12 protein-coding genes are annotated in these 16,881 nt (G+C 64.3%); 6 read left to right on the forward strand and 6 right to left on the reverse strand.

The genetic code is table 11. The features are described from left to right. Positions 1 to 26 precede the first annotated feature (26 nt). Entirely contained in the window at positions 27 to 581 is a 555-nt protein-coding gene (locus tag ACNS84_RS07855; RefSeq protein WP_435074289.1) for a metal-dependent hydrolase, read from the reverse strand. Between the two features lie 358 nt (positions 582 to 939). On the opposite strand from ACNS84_RS07855, the gene ACNS84_RS07860 reads away from it, so the two are divergent. Continuing rightward, positions 940 to 1,191, forward strand: coding sequence for a hypothetical protein (locus ACNS84_RS07860; protein ID WP_435074290.1), 252 nt, complete (start codon positions 940 to 942; stop codon positions 1,189 to 1,191). 9 nt (positions 1,192 to 1,200) lie between these two features. Here the strand turns inward: ACNS84_RS07860 and ACNS84_RS07865 are convergent, their stop codons facing one another. Next, a complete protein-coding gene (locus ACNS84_RS07865; RefSeq protein ID WP_435074291.1) occupies positions 1,201 to 2,364 on the reverse strand; it encodes an FG-GAP repeat domain-containing protein in 1,164 nt (387 codons plus the stop codon). A 50-nt stretch (positions 2,365 to 2,414) separates the two neighbouring features. After that, positions 2,415 to 3,926, reverse strand: a complete 1,512-nt coding sequence (locus tag ACNS84_RS07870; RefSeq protein WP_435074292.1) for a lipopolysaccharide biosynthesis protein — start codon at positions 3,924 to 3,926, stop codon at positions 2,415 to 2,417. A 361-nt stretch (positions 3,927 to 4,287) separates the two neighbouring features. Between ACNS84_RS07870 and wecB the strand changes: the two genes are divergently transcribed. Further along, entirely contained in the window at positions 4,288 to 5,373 is a 1,086-nt protein-coding gene (gene wecB / locus ACNS84_RS07875; protein WP_435074293.1) for a non-hydrolyzing UDP-N-acetylglucosamine 2-epimerase, read from the forward strand. Between the two features lie 16 nt (positions 5,374 to 5,389). Here wecB and ACNS84_RS07880 read toward each other — a convergent pair whose 3' ends face one another. The 3 genes from ACNS84_RS07880 to ACNS84_RS07890 all read right to left on the reverse strand — a co-directional run bounded on the left by ACNS84_RS07880 (position 5,390) and on the right by ACNS84_RS07890 (position 12,334). Then, on the reverse strand, positions 5,390 to 6,370 hold the full coding sequence (locus ACNS84_RS07880; RefSeq protein WP_435074294.1) for a glycoside hydrolase family protein: 981 nt from the start codon (positions 6,368 to 6,370) through the stop codon (positions 5,390 to 5,392). A gap of 802 nt (positions 6,371 to 7,172) precedes the next feature. Then, a complete protein-coding gene (locus ACNS84_RS07885) occupies positions 7,173 to 10,412 on the reverse strand; it encodes a hypothetical protein (RefSeq protein WP_435074295.1) in 3,240 nt (1,079 codons plus the stop codon). A 350-nt stretch (positions 10,413 to 10,762) separates the two neighbouring features. Then, positions 10,763 to 12,334: a hypothetical protein gene (locus ACNS84_RS07890; protein ID WP_435074296.1), complete on the reverse strand. Its 1,572-nt coding sequence runs from the start codon at positions 12,332 to 12,334 to the stop codon at positions 10,763 to 10,765. A gap of 235 nt (positions 12,335 to 12,569) precedes the next feature. Between ACNS84_RS07890 and ACNS84_RS07895 the strand changes: the two genes are divergently transcribed. The 4 genes from ACNS84_RS07895 (at position 12,570) to ACNS84_RS07910 (ending at position 16,867) form a co-directional block, all read left to right on the forward strand. Continuing rightward, on the forward strand, positions 12,570 to 13,679 hold the full coding sequence (locus ACNS84_RS07895) for a DUF354 domain-containing protein (RefSeq protein ID WP_435074297.1): 1,110 nt from the start codon (positions 12,570 to 12,572) through the stop codon (positions 13,677 to 13,679). A gap of 283 nt (positions 13,680 to 13,962) precedes the next feature. Next, entirely contained in the window at positions 13,963 to 15,021 is a 1,059-nt protein-coding gene (locus ACNS84_RS07900; protein ID WP_435074298.1) for a Gfo/Idh/MocA family protein, read from the forward strand. Further along, the gene (locus ACNS84_RS07905; protein WP_435074299.1) at positions 15,018 to 15,890 is read left to right on the forward strand and encodes a DUF362 domain-containing protein; all 873 of its coding nucleotides are present in this window, start codon (positions 15,018 to 15,020) and stop codon (positions 15,888 to 15,890) included. The genes ACNS84_RS07900 and ACNS84_RS07905 overlap by 4 nt, the downstream gene beginning before the upstream one ends. Next, entirely contained in the window at positions 15,887 to 16,867 is a 981-nt protein-coding gene (locus ACNS84_RS07910; protein ID WP_435074300.1) for an NAD-dependent epimerase/dehydratase family protein, read from the forward strand. The genes ACNS84_RS07905 and ACNS84_RS07910 overlap by 4 nt, the downstream gene beginning before the upstream one ends. Positions 16,868 to 16,881: the final 14 nt, after the last annotated feature.

A 16,881-nucleotide genomic window follows, 5' to 3' on the forward strand; every position in this document is an offset into this window, starting at 1 on the left:
GATGGTCGATTCTGTGCCCGGGACAGTCACTCCGTCGGACGAACGGCCCGGCGAGACACCACTCTCCAGAGGTCTCTGACGCCCGGCGCGCCGTCGAGAAGCCACCAGACGAAGACGACGCTCGCGAGGCCGAGTTCTACCAACACCGTCCCCTCGAGCCGCGCGTTCAGCAGGTACTGAATGATCCCGATCGACGGCCCGGACCCAGCCTTCACCTCGAAGAACGGCCACAGGAGGAACGCGAGGTCTTCGATCCGCCCGTTTAGCAGGGGTCGAATCGAATCCCCGAGGAGGTGTGAGTAGTAGCCGAGGGCGAACGGCCATCCCCGCAGATCGTATCGCCTGCAGAGTGCGACCACGACGACGATGATGAGCGTGCCGACGAGGACCGAGTGGCCGAGCGAGCGACCGCTCGGGAGGATGTTAAGCGTCCACGCGAGCGGCTTGTCGATGAGGTCCGGCACCTGCGAGCCGAGCGCCGCGAGCGCGACGCCGGGCCATTCCGGCCGTCGGCGATACCAGAGGTGCACGACCGACGAATGAAGCAGATACGCGAACGCCAGGTGTCCCCAGGGCCACACGACTCCTGATCAGATCTTCTTTCGTATTTACTTGTCGGTTTTCAAATCGATAATTTGGGAGGTTAGTAGCCTCATAACTCCTCTGAGAGCCTCCAAAACGAGATGATGTCGATATATGGGTGAAAATACCGACATAATTTCGCGGGCCAATTGCTCGCGCACGGCGCACGGCGGTACCATCGCCTCGGAGAGGGTCGAACCGCCCCGCTGGCAGCGCCGGTATCGCCGGGCCAGCCCAGGACGACGCGCCCGCCCGACGACGAGTCAGTCGAATCGCGACAGACACCCACCTCTTTCGACCCTGGCACCCGACGTATCCGAGGCGACTACTCAAATGCTCGGCCCGCGAAGGAGGCGTATGAGCAGCGATCCGGAGTCCGACTCCCCGGCGAAAGGAGACGAGTACGCGCTCCCGGACGGGTCCACGGAGATCGTGTTCCACGTCGAGGACGGACACGTCCTCACGGTCCGCGAGTACGGGAGCGTCGACGCGTTCGAGCAGAACGTCTCCCGGGGGCGATACATGGGAACGAGAGAAGACGTCCTTTCGCTCCCGGACGCCGAGGAGTTCGCCGACGCCGAGTCGACGCCCGGCGACGGCGAGTCGTAACGACGGCGTTCAGGCCTGGTACCACGCGTCCACGGTGCGGTGTGCGTACCCCTTGCCGACGACGTCCAGCTTCCCGTCGCCGTCGAGGTCGACCAACTTCGCCTCGTGCGTCGGCACGCCGCTCGCGACCACCTCGGAGTCGAACGTTCCGTCGCCCCGATTCCAGAAGACGAACTGCCGCGGCTCGTGGCCCTCCTCTAACCCCATCTCGGCGACGAAGATGTCCTGACGGCCATCGTCGTTCAGGTCCGCCACCTGCAGGGAGTGCGGGTTCGACATGTCGTCGTGGAGCACCGTTAGCTCCCAGTCCGGTGGGTCGAAGATGCCGAGGCGCGCGCGCCTGTCGCCCTGATACGGGAGGTCGCCCTCGGTCACGACGAGTTCCTCCTCGCCGTCGCCGTCGACGTCGGCGGCGACGATACGGGTCCACTCCCAGCCCTCGGCGACGACCTCGCGATCCCATCCGTCGCCGTCTTCTCGCCGGTGGAACACGTTCATTCCGGCGACGATCTCCGTCCGGCCGTCGCCGTCGACGTCGAGGACCTGTACGCCCTCGACGTTCAAGTTCTCGGCGACGAGGTGGCGGTTGTTGACCGGCCACGGCTCCAGCGTCGGGTCCGTGGGAATGTCGTAGTAGAAGACGGTCTCGCTCTCCTGTGAGAGCGCGAGCACCTCGAGTTCGCCGTCGTCGTCCACGTCGGCGACCGCCACGTCGTGGTACTTCTCGAAGTCGTCGGTGATGAGTCGACGCGTCCACCGGTCGCGGGGATCGGCCGCCTGCTCGAACCAATACAGTTCGTGCTCGTTGAGGTTCTGCCCGGTGACGAGTTCGACCCGCCCGTCGCCGTTGATGTCGCCGAGCGCGCCGCCGACCGACAGCTCGGGTGACTTCGCCACCTCGTGTCGCTCCCAGCCGGGGTTCTCGTACCAGAAGACGTTCCACTCGAGTCGGTTGATTATCTCGCGCGTGCCGACGAGCTTCCCGAGAAATATCTGCTTGTCGAGTACCGGAATGGTGACGGGAGCTTTTCGCCCGACTGCGCCGACGATGACGTCTGGACGGCCGTTTCCGGTGAGATCGGTGGTGAGACAGAAGCTCATCCGAGCGGTCGGTGGGTTGTCGTCAATACACTCGTGCTTGAACTGCAACCGGCGTTGGTCCTGCAGTGACATACCCGGAGGGTGCGCCGATATGGGTATTGTAACGCTGCTATTAAACGAGGCTATGCCGCCAGCTTGCGGTAGATAATCTCGAAGTTGTCGGTCACCGACCACGTGGTCGCGAACTCGAAGAGCAGCACCAGCGCGATGTACACGAGAGCCCCTGTGGGAATGAGCAGGACGAGGTTCACGGCCGAGCTAAACGGCGAGACGCTGCCGAGGTACCAGACAGCGAGTCCCATCGGGACGCTCGCGGCCATGGGGTAGACGAACTCGTAATACATCTCGCGCATCGGCATGTCGAGGATGTCGGACATGATGTAGATGTCGAGCGGGAGCATCGGGAAGACGAAGATGCCGGTGACCGTGAGTGCCGTTCCCACGATGCCGAACGTGTTTGTCATCGGGTAGATGAAGATGGCAATCAGCGCGACGCGGAGCGCGGACAGCTTCGTGATGAGATCGGGGCGGCCGACGGCGTGCCACACCGGCCCGACCGATTTCGCTAACGCGCGCATCAGCCCGTAGAACGCGAGCACCTGCATCGCCGGCACCGCAGGCAGCCAGTCCTCGCCGAACACCGTCATCACGAAGTCTGGGGCGATCGCCGCGATCCCGATCGCCGCCGGGAAGGAGATGAGCGCGGTGAACCGGAGGGTCCGGGAGAACGCGTCCCGTAGCTCCGCCACGTCCGACTGCAGCTTCGAGTAGGCGGGGAACATCACGCCTGTGAGTACCTGTGATAGTTCTGTCGCCGGCGCGTTCGAGAACCGGTAGGTGTACTGGTAGTACGCCAGCGCCGTCGGGGTCAATAGCCACCCGATGAAGGCGTCGTCGCCCTCGCTGTAAAGGAAGTAGAGGATCGACGATGCCGTGAGCCACTTCCCGTAGTCGACGAGTTCCTTGGCGATCTCGAGGTCGAACGACGGGAACGGGCGGTAGCCGTGGATCGCATACGAGACGACGAGCTTGACGACGTCGGCCGCGAGAAAGCCGAAGACGAACGCCCACGCGGTGGGCTCTATCATGGCGTATCCGACGCCGACGGCGAACTGCGCGGAGTCCCCGCTGATCTTATACGTGAACTGTTTGTGGAAGTCGAGGTTCTTCTGGAAGTAGACGATTCCGGGGTTTCTGAACCCGAGGAGCAGCGGCGAGAGGCCGATAGCCTGTATCATCTTCACTGCGCGTGGCTCCCCGAAGAACCGTTCGCCGACGAAGGGGGCGATCGCGAAGAGGATCGCGGCGATGAGGATCCCGCGGCCAATCTCTAGTACCCACGTCGTGTTGAGGTGGCTGTCGACGTCCTCTTCGACCTTCTGGATCAGCGCCTTGTTCAGCCCGATGGTGGTGAAATTCTTCGTCGCACTCAGCGTCAGCATCGCGATCCCCACCAGGCCGAGTTCGGCTGGGCCGACGAGCCGAGCCAGCACCGCGAGCATCCCGAGCTGGAGCGCTCGGCCGACGACGTTCTGACTCATCAGCCAGGCCGCGCTCTTGACCGTCCGTTCGGCGGTCCCGCCCCCCGGTTTTAACCGGTTTATTAGGGCGATCAGTCGGTCCAGCGGGCTCATCGGTGGCGTGGGAAGGCGGGCACCGAACCGATCGGTAGCCCAGTGTCTTCTGACGACCCCATCTGTCTCATTTGCACGTATTAAACGCGGTACGGCACAATGTAATGACAGTCCTAACACGGGGTGCCGTCGGACGCCTCCGACCCGCTTCGACCGAGTGACCCCTCTATACCCCGACCCGAAGCGGATCTCTGTTTCCGGGGGAACGTCCGTCGCTCGCGCCGTTCACGCGGCGGCTGCGAGTGCGGCTGCGGTCGTTAACGACCGATGAACTATCGGGTGCCCGACCGACCGGCCGCCTGATGCGAACCGAACACAGCGCCGCCACGGCCGACTGGTCGCTTCGGGGGCAAACCGACCGATGAGCGACGCGTCCGTCCTCTCCATCGTCGGCGCTCGTCCGCAGTTTATCAAGGCGTTCCCAGTCTCTCGGCTCCTCCGCGAGCAGCTCTCCGAGGTGCTCGTGCACACCGGCCAGCACTATGACTTCGGAATGTCCGACGTGTTCTTCGAGGAGCTCGACATTCCCGAACCCGACTACAACCTCGGCGTTGGCTCCGCGAATCACGCGAACCAGACCGCGGCGATGCTGCGCCGAATAGACGAGGTCGTCGAGGCGGAGCGGCCCGACATGATCCTCGTGTACGGCGACACCAACTCGACGCTGGCCGGGGCCCTCGTCGCGGCGAAGCGAGACCTTCCGGTGGCCCACGTCGAGGCGGGCCTTCGGAGCGGCAACTGGGCGATGCCCGAGGAGGTGAACCGCGTCCTCACCGACCGCTGTTCGGACCTGCTGTTCGTCCCGTCCGACCGGGCGGTCGAAACGCTGGCGGACGAGGGGATCACCGAGGGCGTCACCGTCACCGGTGACGTGATGTACGACGCGATCACCAGCGTCCGCGACCGCGCACCGTCGGCGTCGGCGATCCTCGGCGACCCCGGCTACGGCGACGACGAGTACGTCCTCGCGACGGTTCACCGACAGGCGAACACGGACGACCCGGCCCGCTTAGCGTCCGTCGTGGAGGGACTGTCATCGTCGCCGAGGCCGGTCGTCGCTCCCCTCCACCCGCGGACCGAGGAGGCGCTCAAGCGACACGACCTCTGGGAGCGGGCGACGGCGGCGCTGGACGTTATCGAGCCGGTCGGCTACCTCGACTTCGTCGGCCTTCTCGACGGGGCAGAGCGCGTAGCAACCGATTCGGGCGGCGTACAGAAGGAGGCGTTCTATCTCGACACCCGCTGCGTGACGCTCCGCGAGGAGACCGAGTGGGTCGAGACCGTCGAGGCCGGCTGGAACGAACTCGTCGGCGCGGACGCGGCGGCGATCCGATCGGCGCTCCGACGGACGGACGAGCTCCCGGAGAAACCCTCCCTGTACGGCGGTGGCCGCGCGGCCGAGCGGGTAGTCGACGAGATCGTTTCGTACCTCCGGCCGCGGGCGTAATCGGACTGCGACCGAGTCAGTCCAGCGCGTCCGTGAGGTAGCGCGAGATGCCGTGGGCCATCCACGCCTGGCACCATCGCATGAGCGTGGTCCGCTTCGTGTAGTACCGGTGCTGCTCGTGGTAGAACGCGCCCTTCTGGTTCGAGAGGTTCTCCACGGCCCACTCGATCACTTGTCGGGCGGACTCCTTGTCGTCGAGCATGCTGAACACGACGGCCCCCTGCGCCGACGAGTGGACGTCCCGCGGATACTGGTTCGACTCGTCGAACCACGGCGCGCCGTCGTCGGTGAACAGCCCCCGGTAGAAGCGCACGGCGTCGTCGAGTGTCTCCGCGTACCGCTCCGTCCCGCTGATCTCCTGGTACCGGAGCAGCGACTCGATGATGAACCCGTTGTGGAAGTTATCCATCGAAAGATGTGACGCTTCCGGCGGGTCGCGGTACATCCAGCCGCCCTCTTCCGTCTGTTGGGCAGCGACGTAATCGAGGATGTTTTCAGCCCCGCTTCGGAGCCAGTCGTTACCCACTACATCGTAGAGGTTCATCAACATACGCGCGCCGAGGGCGTTCGCGTTCAGCGTGTAGTGATCGCCGGTGTCAACCGGATTGTATTTTATTTGACCGCCGTCGGGATGGACCGCATAATCGAGATCCTCAAAGACGAAATCGGCCGCGGTAAGCGCAACTTCACGGTACGACGTGTCAATGTACTCTCCCGCCGCCAGCAGCGCTTTGACTGCGAAGGTTGTCGAAACGACATCGGGATCATTCGGCGCGAGCCGCTTCGTGCGATCCTGTAGCGGGTGCCTGTGACCACCGCAGAACCCCTTATACCCGCGCACACGGTTCTCCACCAGCCAATCCGCCAGTTCACGCGCCTCGGTACGGAACTCCTCCTGACCGGAGAGTTCGTACATTCGCAGATTCGCGACGGTGAACAGGGCAATACCCATGAAGTTTCGGCGCTGTTCGACCGCGAGGAGCGGACGAATATTCACAGGTGCCCGACGAACTGCCTGTTGGAAGAAAATATTCAACCATTTGTTACTCACGGGCAGCGATTGAAGGATTCGGCTACTTTCGCCGTCATAGAGGTCCCAGCCACGGTAATCCCGCTCCCGCGCATAGGTAAGAGTCTCCCTCAGCAAGCGTCTCCGTCGCGGATCGACGACCGTGTCTCTCCTGCGAACCTCACTCTCCGGACTAATCTTCAGTTTACTGGACATTGTGAAGTCTGGTGATCTCGATGTTACGTTTCAGTCTCCCTATCTCCCGACCGCTGCGGTGCCGGTCCCCGCTCAGGATCTACGCTCTCCTTTGCCGGCTCACAGATACAGTACGAGGGGCTGTTATCCGGGGTTACAAGACGTGGCCGACTGATATCGACGCCCGCGCAGCGAGCCGCGACGCTACGCGTTTCGCATTGCTTTACTCGCCACACGCTGTCGACGATATCGTCGTCAGAGCAGGGTCTGTGAGAAGTGTCTTCGTTCGCTGCGACTGATCCCGTTCGCCCCATATCCGTTCATAAGGCCGTATTATTTTTGTTATGCTGCTCCTTCCGGTGGCGCAAGTGCTGGTCGTTTCGACTCATCTCGCATCCTCTTCACCACGTAGCAATCGTTTCCGGGGCTCGACTAGGTGAGGGGTTGCTTCAAGTCGATAAAAAAGCGGAAGTGTCGTTCAAATGGCCCTTGCAGCGGCCACAACCGCTTCGCGATACCACCGGTTGCAACGAGAGCTGCTACCGGCAGTCACTAGCGAGGGGACCCCTACTCGCGGTCACGCACGCGCTGGCCCTCACTCGATCGTTTCGAACGTTGCGACGGCCGATCCCCGGAGTTCTAGCTCCTCGATGTGACCGGTGAACCAGTACCCGTCTTTCCCCTTGTGAACGAGGCCGACGGCGGAGTCCGTATCAACCTTCGACTTGAGCGCGTCCCAATCGCCGTCCGCCGCGATGGTGTATTCCGCGCTCGACTCGATCGAGCCGGACACTACGAACTTGTACGAGCTGACCTCGTCGTTGTTCGATCCGTCGAAGACGATGAGGTGGCGCTCCGAGGAGTCGTTGTTGACCGGTTCGCCGTTGAGGTACACCTCGATGTCGCCCGCGACCGTGAGGTCGGTGAGCTCTCCCGAGAAGTCGTACACGTGCGTTCCGGTCTCGATCGCCCCCTCGGCGCTCGAACTGGAGATGTTGTCGGCGATGTCGCCGTTCGGACTGCTCTCGGCCTCGATATCCCCCGAAACGGTGAAGCTGTAGCTCGTCGCGTTCCCGGTTCCGACGAAGCTGAGCGTGTTGGGCAGGTCTCCCCCGAGGATCGACACCTCGTCGTCGCCGAGGGTGGTGCCGTTGACGGTGACGGTGGCGGTGTCGGGGTCGGTGACGGCGATGTTCTCAGCGGAGCCGGTGAAGTGGAACGCCGCGAGGTCGCCGGTGGAACCGTTGACGGTGCCGTCGGTGACGGTGGCACCGTCGCCGGTCGCGCCGGGTTCCACGTCGCCCGAGACGTCGAACTCGAACCCGCTGTCGCGACCGTCGTCCGATTCAACGGTGATGACGTTCTCGGCGAGCACCGCCGGGTCAACCTCTCGGAGGTCCTCCGGGTTCTGGAGGACGTAGTTGTCGACGTCGACGTCGACGCCGTCGTCGGCGAAGTAGACGTTGGCGTAGTCGAAGCTGCCACCGCTGAAGTCGGTGACGTAGCCGTCGAGGTAGAAGTCGTCGACGCCCCGGAGGCTGCCGACGCGACCGCTCACCGTGTTGCCGTCGGGTTCCTCGCCGGCGTACTCACCGGACGTGAGCCCGTCGCTCGCGGTCAGTTCGTACCTCACGACCTCGCCCTCGCGAACCTGTGCGACGACGATCCGGTTCTTGCCCGCCTCGGAATCGTCCGCGGACTCGCCGATGGTCGAGAGGTCGTCGGCGGGGAGAACGGTGCCGTTGACGGTGACGGTGGCGGTGTCGGGGTCGGTGACGGCGACGTTCTCGACGGAGCCGGTGAAGTGGAAGGCCGAGAGATCCGTCGTGGACCCGCTCGCACTGCCGTCGACGACGGCGGCGTCGCCGGCGGTCGCGCCGGCTTCCACGTCGCCCGAGACGGAGAACTCGAACTCGGTCGCCTGATCCCCGCCGGACTCGACGGTGATGACGTTTTGACCGAGCACCGCTGGGTCGACTTCCCGAAGGTCCTCCGGGTTCTGGAGAACGTAGTTGTCGACGTCGAGGGAGACACCCTCGTCAGCGAAGTAGACGTTGGCGTAGTCGAAGCTGCCACCGCTGAAGTCGGTGACGTAGCCATCGAGGTAGAAGTCGTCGACGCCGCGACTCTTGCCGACGCGACCGCTCACCGTGTTGCCGTCGGGCTCTTCGCCCGCGTACTCGCCAGATGTCAGGCCGCCGCTCGCGGTCATCTCGTATCTGACCACCTCGCCCTTGCGCATCTGTGCGATGACGATACGGTTCCCGCTCGTCACAGGGTCCGTCGTGTCGGCGTCGTCTCCCGACCCGTCGGTGGTCCCCGAGTCGTCGGTGGTCCCCGAGTCGTCGGTGGTGTCCGAACCGTCGTCGTCCGAGGTCGACGTACCGTCCTGCCAGGAGTCCGGTTGCGGGACGGGACAGCTCTCACTGGACGTGAGGTTCGTCGTCGTGACGTCGGCGTTGTCGAAGATGGTCGCTCGCCCGCCGACGTTCACGTTCGTGTCCTCTATCGTCGCGCCTGACGTGCCATTGAATTTGATCCCGTCGGTGTTCGGCATCTGGACACAGCTGTTTCTGATCGTCGTTCCGTCGCGGTCTTGGATCTCGATCGCGGGCTTTCCGCTTCCCGAACCCGTGACCGATACGCCGTCAAGCAGCGCTTCGTAGGGTGTCCCCGCCTTGCTCGTCGACTCATCCTGGATGAGGACCGGACGGATGTCGTCCTGGTTGCACTCGATACGGGTGTTGCGAAGCTCTATCCCGCCGGTGTCACCATGGTTGAGGATCCCGGCGATCCCGTCGCCGGCGTTGTTGATGATGATCTCACAATCCTCGATGAGCGGGCCACCCCGTTCGAGGTCAGCGCTCTGGGCCCATATCCCTCGATTCAGTTCGATTCCCTCTGGATCGATCGTCATCGCGTCCGGGTGGAGGTCGTCGATATCCATCACGACGGTAGTGTTCTTGACCCAGGAGTCGTTCCCGGTCACACGGACGGCCGAGTGAGCGCAGTTCTTGAAGTAACTGTCCTCGACACGGACTTTTCCTTTCGTTTTCCCGGCATAGAGCCCGGATTCAGTAGCGTTGTGGATCTCGAGATTCCGGTACGTTACGTCTCCAACCGTATTCCGTCCGTTCCAGATCGTGATGGTGGTACCCGGATATGCGGGGAACTGACTCGGCCCCCGTCGAGTCACGCCGTCGACGAGAGCGGACCCGTCCGGGTCAGTAATATTGAATATAAGCAGCTGTTCGCCCCCGTCCGGCGCCCATCCGTTGACGAGGAGGTCGGTTACGTATAGCTTGTCTGCGAAGTTCCCGCGGGCGAGCGTCAGCGAACTATCCCACTCGTCGCGACGGTCAAGCGTGATAGACCCGACGTAAAACCCTCTGTGACCGGGGTCCGGGTGGAACATGATGGGATGGATCCCCGACACGGGTTTGAACACGACGTCCTCCCGATTTCCGGTTGTGCTTTCGATCCCGAAGTTGTCCGCTTCCAGGCTTATCGAATTTCGGACGAGGTATTCCCCCGGCGGGAACTGCACGAGCGTCCCGCCTTCGTTTGCGGCCGCACCGAGAGCGGCGTCCACCTCATCGCCGTCGGAAATACCGAGGTCGGTCGTCGCGTTGACGACGCGGTCGAACGTGATCCCGTTGCGCTCCGCAGCTCCCGTCGTCGCAGCGGTCGTCGTGCTCGCACCCGTGCCAACAGCCCCGACCGCCGCCGCACTGAGCATGAGGTATTTGCGTCGATTGAGCAGTCCGCCCTCCGAACAGCCCGTGTGCTGTTCCGTCTCGTTTTCGCACTCGTTATGATGCGCTTTCGAATCCATTGCATCTGTTAATCCTTGATTACTACTATTAACTGTTTCTTAGCTGATATATATAATGATGTGTGACTCTCTCGAAAGTACATTATTTCTATAATGAATTTCAGTACTTGGTGAATGTTATTACTCCTCCGGAAACCGGCGTTTTAGCGCTATTAAGCAGTGATTAACAGTTCACTGTGTGGATTCGGGCCGAATTATCTATTTATACTATCAACTACTAATCAAATCATTTGAGACGGTAGATAGGGGCCATTGTTCATTGAAATTACAATATTGCTGGGAGATCTGCGCGCGCCAGGATCGGGAGGTCGAAACGGGATGTACGCCCCCGATCTCGGCGCGGGAGCAGATCACCTGCGCACCCGGCGAACGCTGAGCCGATCGTTCTCCATCCCGGTCACGAGGAGCGCACTCACATCCTCGTCGACCCCCCGGAACGGAAACACCGTTCGGTCGTCGTTGACCGACAGTTCGCGCGAGCCGTCCAGACCGACGTTCCCGCGCGTGCTGAATTGGTTCGCGCCCCGAAATTCGATGGCGTACTCCTCCGGCGATGTCGAGGGCCGTTCGATTGTGAGTGGGATCCCGTTCGTCTCGACCGTCACGTCTTCGAAGACGGTCCCGGGGCTGTCGGCGACCGTGATCCCGTGACGCAGACCGACCTCCCGAGGCGTCTCGACGGTCACGTCTCGGAGCGTCGAGTTCGGACGACCGTCTATTTTGAGCGCCGACCCCAGCGTCCCGTGCTCCGTTATCTGAACGTTCTCCAGCGTGACCCCCCACGGCGTCTCGACGTGGTCGGACGGCGATATCGCTCGGAACGAGAAGTACTCCGTCCAGTTTTCTAGCTCCGAGTCGCGCAACACCATCCCGCCCTGATTGTGCGCGACGTGTACCAGCGACTGCGTTCGGAAGGTCGAGCGAAGCGTGAGTGTCGTGTCTTCGATGATGCCGCCGGTCAAGCCCTTGTCGCCGGACTGCATCCGGATTCCGCGCATGTTTCCCTCGACGCCGCGGTTCTCCGGGTGAAAGTCGTCGGAGTCGATGACGACGGTCGCGCCGCTGATGTACGACCCCTCTCCGGAGATGCGGATGCCATCGTTTCGGTTGTTCTTGTAGAACCCGCCTTCGACGTGGACGTCTCCGGAACACTTCGACGCGTAGACACCGTTCTCCCCGGCGTTGTGGATCTCGAGGTCTCGGTACGTGACCGTCCCGAGGTGGCCTCGCCCCGAAAAGACGCACAACTCGTTCCGCGGGTACGGGAGGAACTCCTGTGGCCCGGTTCGAACGAACGTGTCCACGACGGCGGCCCCGTCGGGGTCGGTGACGTTCAGCGCGAGCGCGCTGACGTTGTTTGGATTCTCCGTCGGATTTGAACCCATTTTTTCTATATTATGTATATAGAGGTTATCTTCGATCAAAAATGTCGTCCCCATTGCACGATCGAACTGATATCCCTGATCGAAGGTAAAATTCTCAAGAAGAATGTCATGTCCTGACAGCAGCTGAACATCGATGCGGTTGCCTTCGTTGGTCGTGAATCGCACGTCCGTTCGCTCCTCGCCGATTCCCCGCAGCCCCCAGTTTGTGACCGAGTGGCCCACGATGGGCTGGTCGAGCTTGTACTCTCCCGGCGGCACCTCCACGAGGACCTTCCGGTCGAAGCTCTCGACGAGCGACTCCTCGACGGGGAACAGTCCGTTCGGATCCCAGCCGAGGTCGTCGACGGCGTTCACTCGCTCTTCGAAGCCGAATCGACTCTGCAGCGTCTCCCACTCCGTCTGGTCTCCGTCCGACCCCGCGTTCGGCTGCGCTCCCGACTTGGTTCCCGACGGATCGTTCGAGTCATCTCGCCCGCCACAACCGGCGAGCGTGCCGCAACCAAGCGCGAGGGATCCGAGGAGGGCTCGTCGCTTCATTACCGGTACCAACTGACCTGCGAGCTTTGTTATACCGCGCCTACCGCGACGGAGACGACCGCACGGACTGCTGACGGACGCCGACTCATCGGGGACGCGATCCGGTCGGCCGGCGGGAGGGCACACCGCCCCGGCTCTCTGCGAGCCGCCCCGTCCGTCGCGACGCGAGGCCCCCTCCGTGGTCGGTAGATTCTCCGTAACTAAACCCGAACCCGCCGTAGCGACCCCAACCAGTATGCGAGTCGGCATCTTCACCAATACGCCCGCGCACGTCCACCTGTACCGCAACACGATAGCGGAACTGGAAGAACGAGGCCACGAAACTGTCGTGTTCGCCCGCGACGACGGGTGTACGCTCGACCTCTTGGAGTATTTCGGCATCAACCACTATCGGTACGCCACCCGCGACGAGACGAAGCGGAACCTGTTCCTCCAACTCCCGAGCCACCTGCGGAACATCTACCAGATCGTCCAGAAAGAGGATCTCGACCTCATCTTCGGGATGGGGATCTACTCGGCGTTCGCCGGTGCGGTCTCGGGCACGCCGGCGATCTCGGTCACCGACTCCGAGCCGATGGCGTGGCGGCACGTCGCCATGTCTCCGTTCGTCGAGGCGTTCCTCACGCCTGACGCGTTCACGCGGAACCTCGGGCGGAAACACTACGCATTCTCCGGCCTCAAGGAGACGGCGTACCTCCATCCGGACGTGTACGAGAGCACCGGGACGATCCGGGCGGAGCTGGGCGTCGGCGACGACCCCTTCGTCCTCGTTCGCTTCAACGCGTTCAACGGTCACCACGACGTCGGCCGACGAGGATTCACGCCAGACCAGAAGGAGGCGCTGATCGACCGACTCGACGAGCACGCGAGGGTGTTCGTCTCCGATGAGACAGGCGCGCTCGACTTCGACGCGACCGCCGCCGAGCCGTACGACGCGCACCCGGCGCTGATGCACGAGGCGCTGGCGGAGGCAGAGCTGCTCATCGCCGACACGCAGACGATGATCACCGAGGCCGCCCTCCTCGGCACGCCAGGCATCCGCTCGAACTCCTTCGTTGGCGACGACGATATGGGGAATTTCAAGGCACTGGAACAGGCCGGCCTCGTCTACAACTTCGCCGAGTTCGACGACGTCGTCTCCACGGCCGAGACACTGCTCGCGAGCGACGACACGGCGGCGACGTGGGAACGCAGACGGAGGGAGTTCCTCTCGGACAAGTGCAACCTGACGGCGCTGCTCGTCGACGTCGTCGAACGGACCGCCGCCACCGGCTCGGTCGACACCGCGGTTCGAGAGAACGATGACCTGTACCGCCGCCGCGGGTCCGTGCTCTCGTCGGTGTGAGTCGCTCCCTTCGGTCGTCGTTAGCGGCGAGATAACCGAATCACGGATCGCGCGCCCCCTCGCAGGCACCGCATAGCAAAACCGGTACGATCGGTACGCCTCGACAGATGATTCCACACAGGCCACGCGGCGATTCGGTCGGGAGCCACGACGACTCTGGCACTCTCGACGACGGTCCGCGACGGTCAGATGCCGTTCGCCGCGAGACGAGCCGAAGCACCTCTCCGGACACCATGAGTCCAGACGACGGATCGCCGTCGAAACCGGCGTCGAAGGGCGGCCAATGACAGACACCGTCGACGTGGGGCTCTTCGGCGTCGGAAACATCGGCACCGTCCACCTCCAGACGGCACTGGCGTGCGACGACGTCGACCGCGTTCTCGTCGCTGACATCGTCGACGAGAACCGCGAGCGGGCGCTCGCGCTCGGCGCGGACAGTGCGTACGAGGAGTACGAGAACCTGCTCGCAACCGGTGACCCGGACGTCGTCGTCGTCGCGCTGCCCCCGTTCCTGCACGCGGAGGCGACCATCGCGGCCGCCGAGTCGGGGTGCCACGTGTTCGTCGAGAAGCCCTTCGCGCGCGACCCGGACGAGGCTGAGGCGATGCTGAGCGCGGCCGATCGGGCCGGCGTCTCACTCGGCGTCGACCACACGAGCCGGTACCGGCCAGAGGTCCGCCGAGTCAAGGAGCGGTACGACGAGGGATCGATCGGCCACGTGCCGACCTGCTCCATCTGGCGGTTCAACAACGGCCCGTTCTCGGCTCCCCCGGCGGGGGAGGCGCCCGCGAGCTGGCAGTTGGACCCGGAGGCGACGGGCGGGGGCGCGCTCCTTGACCTTGGCGTCCACTTGTTCGACGTGCTTGAGTGGTTCTTCGGCGACCCGTCGGTCGAGCACGCGAGCCTCGACCGGACGCTGGAGCTCCCGTACGAGGACGCCGCGACCATCGTGGTCTCGACCGAGTCGGGGACGACGGCGACGCTGTCCTGCGGCTTCTTCCAGTGGGAAGACCCGCCGAACGTCACCGGCGGAATGCGGCTCGACGGGGTTGCGGACTCCCTCTCGAGCGAGGAGTTCATGCCGTCGAACTTCATGAGCCACGCGGCTCGATCCGCACTGGAGAACGTCGGGAACCGGGTTCGCGGCCGTCGTCCGGAGATATTCAAGCCGACGTACTTCTACCAGGCGCACTACCGCGCGCTGACCGCGTTCCTCGCGGCCGTGAAAGAGGGACGCGAGCCACCCGTCACCGGTGCCGACGGCGCGCGAGCCGTCGAACTCGTGACGGAGGCGTACCGGATGGCCGAGGGAATCGAGGAGCCGCTCGAGGTGACGCGATGACGTCCGTCCACGGCACGCGGCTTCAGAGCACTGCGCCCGACGCGATCGCCGAGGGCGTCGCCGAGGTACTGGCGGACGCCAACGCGACGTTCGCGGGGACGGTCGTGCTCGTCCCGGACCTCCACTACCCGTACCACCCGAGCACGGGGACGGTGACGAACCCGGACGTGATCTCCGCCCTCGTCGACCATCTGCTCGATTCGGTCGCGGATGTTGACGGGGTCGAGATCGCCCGCGCCGCGACCGGGTGGTCCGACGACGCGTCATGCGCGACATTCCTCGGCTACGACCGGCTCGTCGACCGTGCCGACGTCGAGTACTTCGATCCCGACGCCGGCCCGCAGGTGAGTCGGACGGTCTCCGTCGACGACCAAGAGACGGTCGTGACGGCGCCGGAGCGGCTGTTCGACAACTCGTTCGTCGTGCCGACGCTTCGCCGACGCGCGGAGCCGACGCTCGCCGGCTGCGTCGACCGCCTCGCGGCGGCCGCGCTGGGCCGGGACCCGACCGAGTTCGAAGTGGACTCCTTCGCCGCGGCAGCGGACCCGATCGGTGCGATGCTGGACGCGACCTACTCGTACGTCGGGGCGCCGCGGCGGACGCGAACGGTGCTCGCGAGCGCGGCTCCGCTGGAGATCGAACGCGTCGCGGCGTACCTGTTAGGCCTGGACCGAGCCGCGCTCCCGGCGGGCGCCGCCAACGTCGACCGACCGGCTCGGGTTCGCGGCATCGATGTCCACGAACTGGCCGACGAGCTCCCCGACGAGCCGGTCCGAGATGGGTCGCCGTCGCCGCTCATGAAGTCGGGGTATCGACTGTACGCCCGCGCCACGGGGGACCGGCTGCCACCGCAGCTGATGGACCGATGACCGCCGACGCCGACGCGCTCGTGACCGGCGCGAGCGGGTTCCTCGGCTCGCACCTCCTCGACCGGCTCGCAGACGAGGAGGGTGCCGTCACCGCGACCCGGCACAGCTCGCCGCCGCCGGACGAGAGCGAGGAATCGGGCGCCGTTCGATGGGAGCGCCTGGACGTCCTCGACGAGGACGCCGTCCGCGAGGTCGTCGAGGGACACGACGCGGTGTACCACCTCGCGGGGACCGGCTTACAGAGCTCCGACGAGCGAACCGTCCGGGCCGTCAACGAGATCGGCACGCGAAACGTCGTCGAGGCGTGTCTCGACGCTGACGTCGAGCGGCTCGTCTTCACCAGCACGGCGGGGACGCGCCGAGCCGAGGGCGTCGCCGACGAGCGCGACATGGCGACCCCCGTCGGCGCCTATCAGCAGTCGAAGGCGGCGGCCGAACGGATCGTGGACGCGGCGACCGGCCGCGGCCTCGACGCGGTCACCGTTCACCCGACGTCGATCTTCGGGCCGGGAGACGAGAGCTTCACGGCGCGGTTCTTCGCGCTCGCAAGCGACCCGAAACTGTTCGCGCACCCGCCCGGTGGCGCGAGTTTCGTCGGGGTCGCGGATGTCGCGGACGGGATCGTACGGGCCATGCAACGAGGAGAACCGGGCGAACACTACATCCTCGGGGGCGAGAACCTCCGGTATCGAGAGGCGCTCGACGTCATTGCCGCGGAGATCGGCGGGTCTGCTCCCCGGATCACGGTCCCGGCGGCGGCGATCCGCGCGGCGGGCCCTGTCGCGGGCATCGTGAATCGCCGAACCGGTCGGCGAATGTTCCCGTTCAACGCAGAGATGGCGACGCTGGCGACAGACACGCACTTCTACGACAGCACCAAGGCGCGCGAGGCGCTCGGCTATGAGTACCGACCGTTCAGGGAGACGGTGCTGCCGGCGTGGGACTGGTTCCGAGCGCGGGCCGGGTCGTCGGAGTAGTCGTTCGCTCGGCG

The organism is Halorubrum wangae (assembly GCF_051194135.1).
GTDB lineage: Archaea > Halobacteriota > Halobacteria > Halobacteriales > Haloferacaceae > Halorubrum.

What these genes read in the sequence shown, in the direction of transcription:
- ACNS84_RS07860 (WP_435074290.1), top strand. Translation starts at nt 940, where the DNA reads ATGAGCAGCGATCCGGAGTCCGACTCCCCGGCGAAAGGAGACGAGTAC.
- ACNS84_RS07865 (WP_435074291.1), bottom strand. Translation starts at nt 2,364, where the DNA reads ATGTCACTGCAGGACCAACGCCGGTTGCAGTTCAAGCACGAGTGTATT.
- ACNS84_RS07870 (WP_435074292.1), bottom strand. Translation starts at nt 3,926, where the DNA reads ATGAGCCCGCTGGACCGACTGATCGCCCTAATAAACCGGTTAAAACCG.
- wecB (WP_435074293.1), top strand. Translation starts at nt 4,288, where the DNA reads ATGAGCGACGCGTCCGTCCTCTCCATCGTCGGCGCTCGTCCGCAGTTT.
- ACNS84_RS07885 (WP_435074295.1), bottom strand. Translation starts at nt 10,412, where the DNA reads ATGGATTCGAAAGCGCATCATAACGAGTGCGAAAACGAGACGGAACAG.
- ACNS84_RS07890 (WP_435074296.1), bottom strand. Translation starts at nt 12,334, where the DNA reads ATGAAGCGACGAGCCCTCCTCGGATCCCTCGCGCTTGGTTGCGGCACG.
- ACNS84_RS07895 (WP_435074297.1), top strand. Translation starts at nt 12,570, where the DNA reads ATGCGAGTCGGCATCTTCACCAATACGCCCGCGCACGTCCACCTGTAC.
- ACNS84_RS07900 (WP_435074298.1), top strand. Translation starts at nt 13,963, where the DNA reads ATGACAGACACCGTCGACGTGGGGCTCTTCGGCGTCGGAAACATCGGC.
- ACNS84_RS07905 (WP_435074299.1), top strand. Translation starts at nt 15,018, where the DNA reads ATGACGTCCGTCCACGGCACGCGGCTTCAGAGCACTGCGCCCGACGCG.
- ACNS84_RS07910 (WP_435074300.1), top strand. Translation starts at nt 15,887, where the DNA reads ATGACCGCCGACGCCGACGCGCTCGTGACCGGCGCGAGCGGGTTCCTC.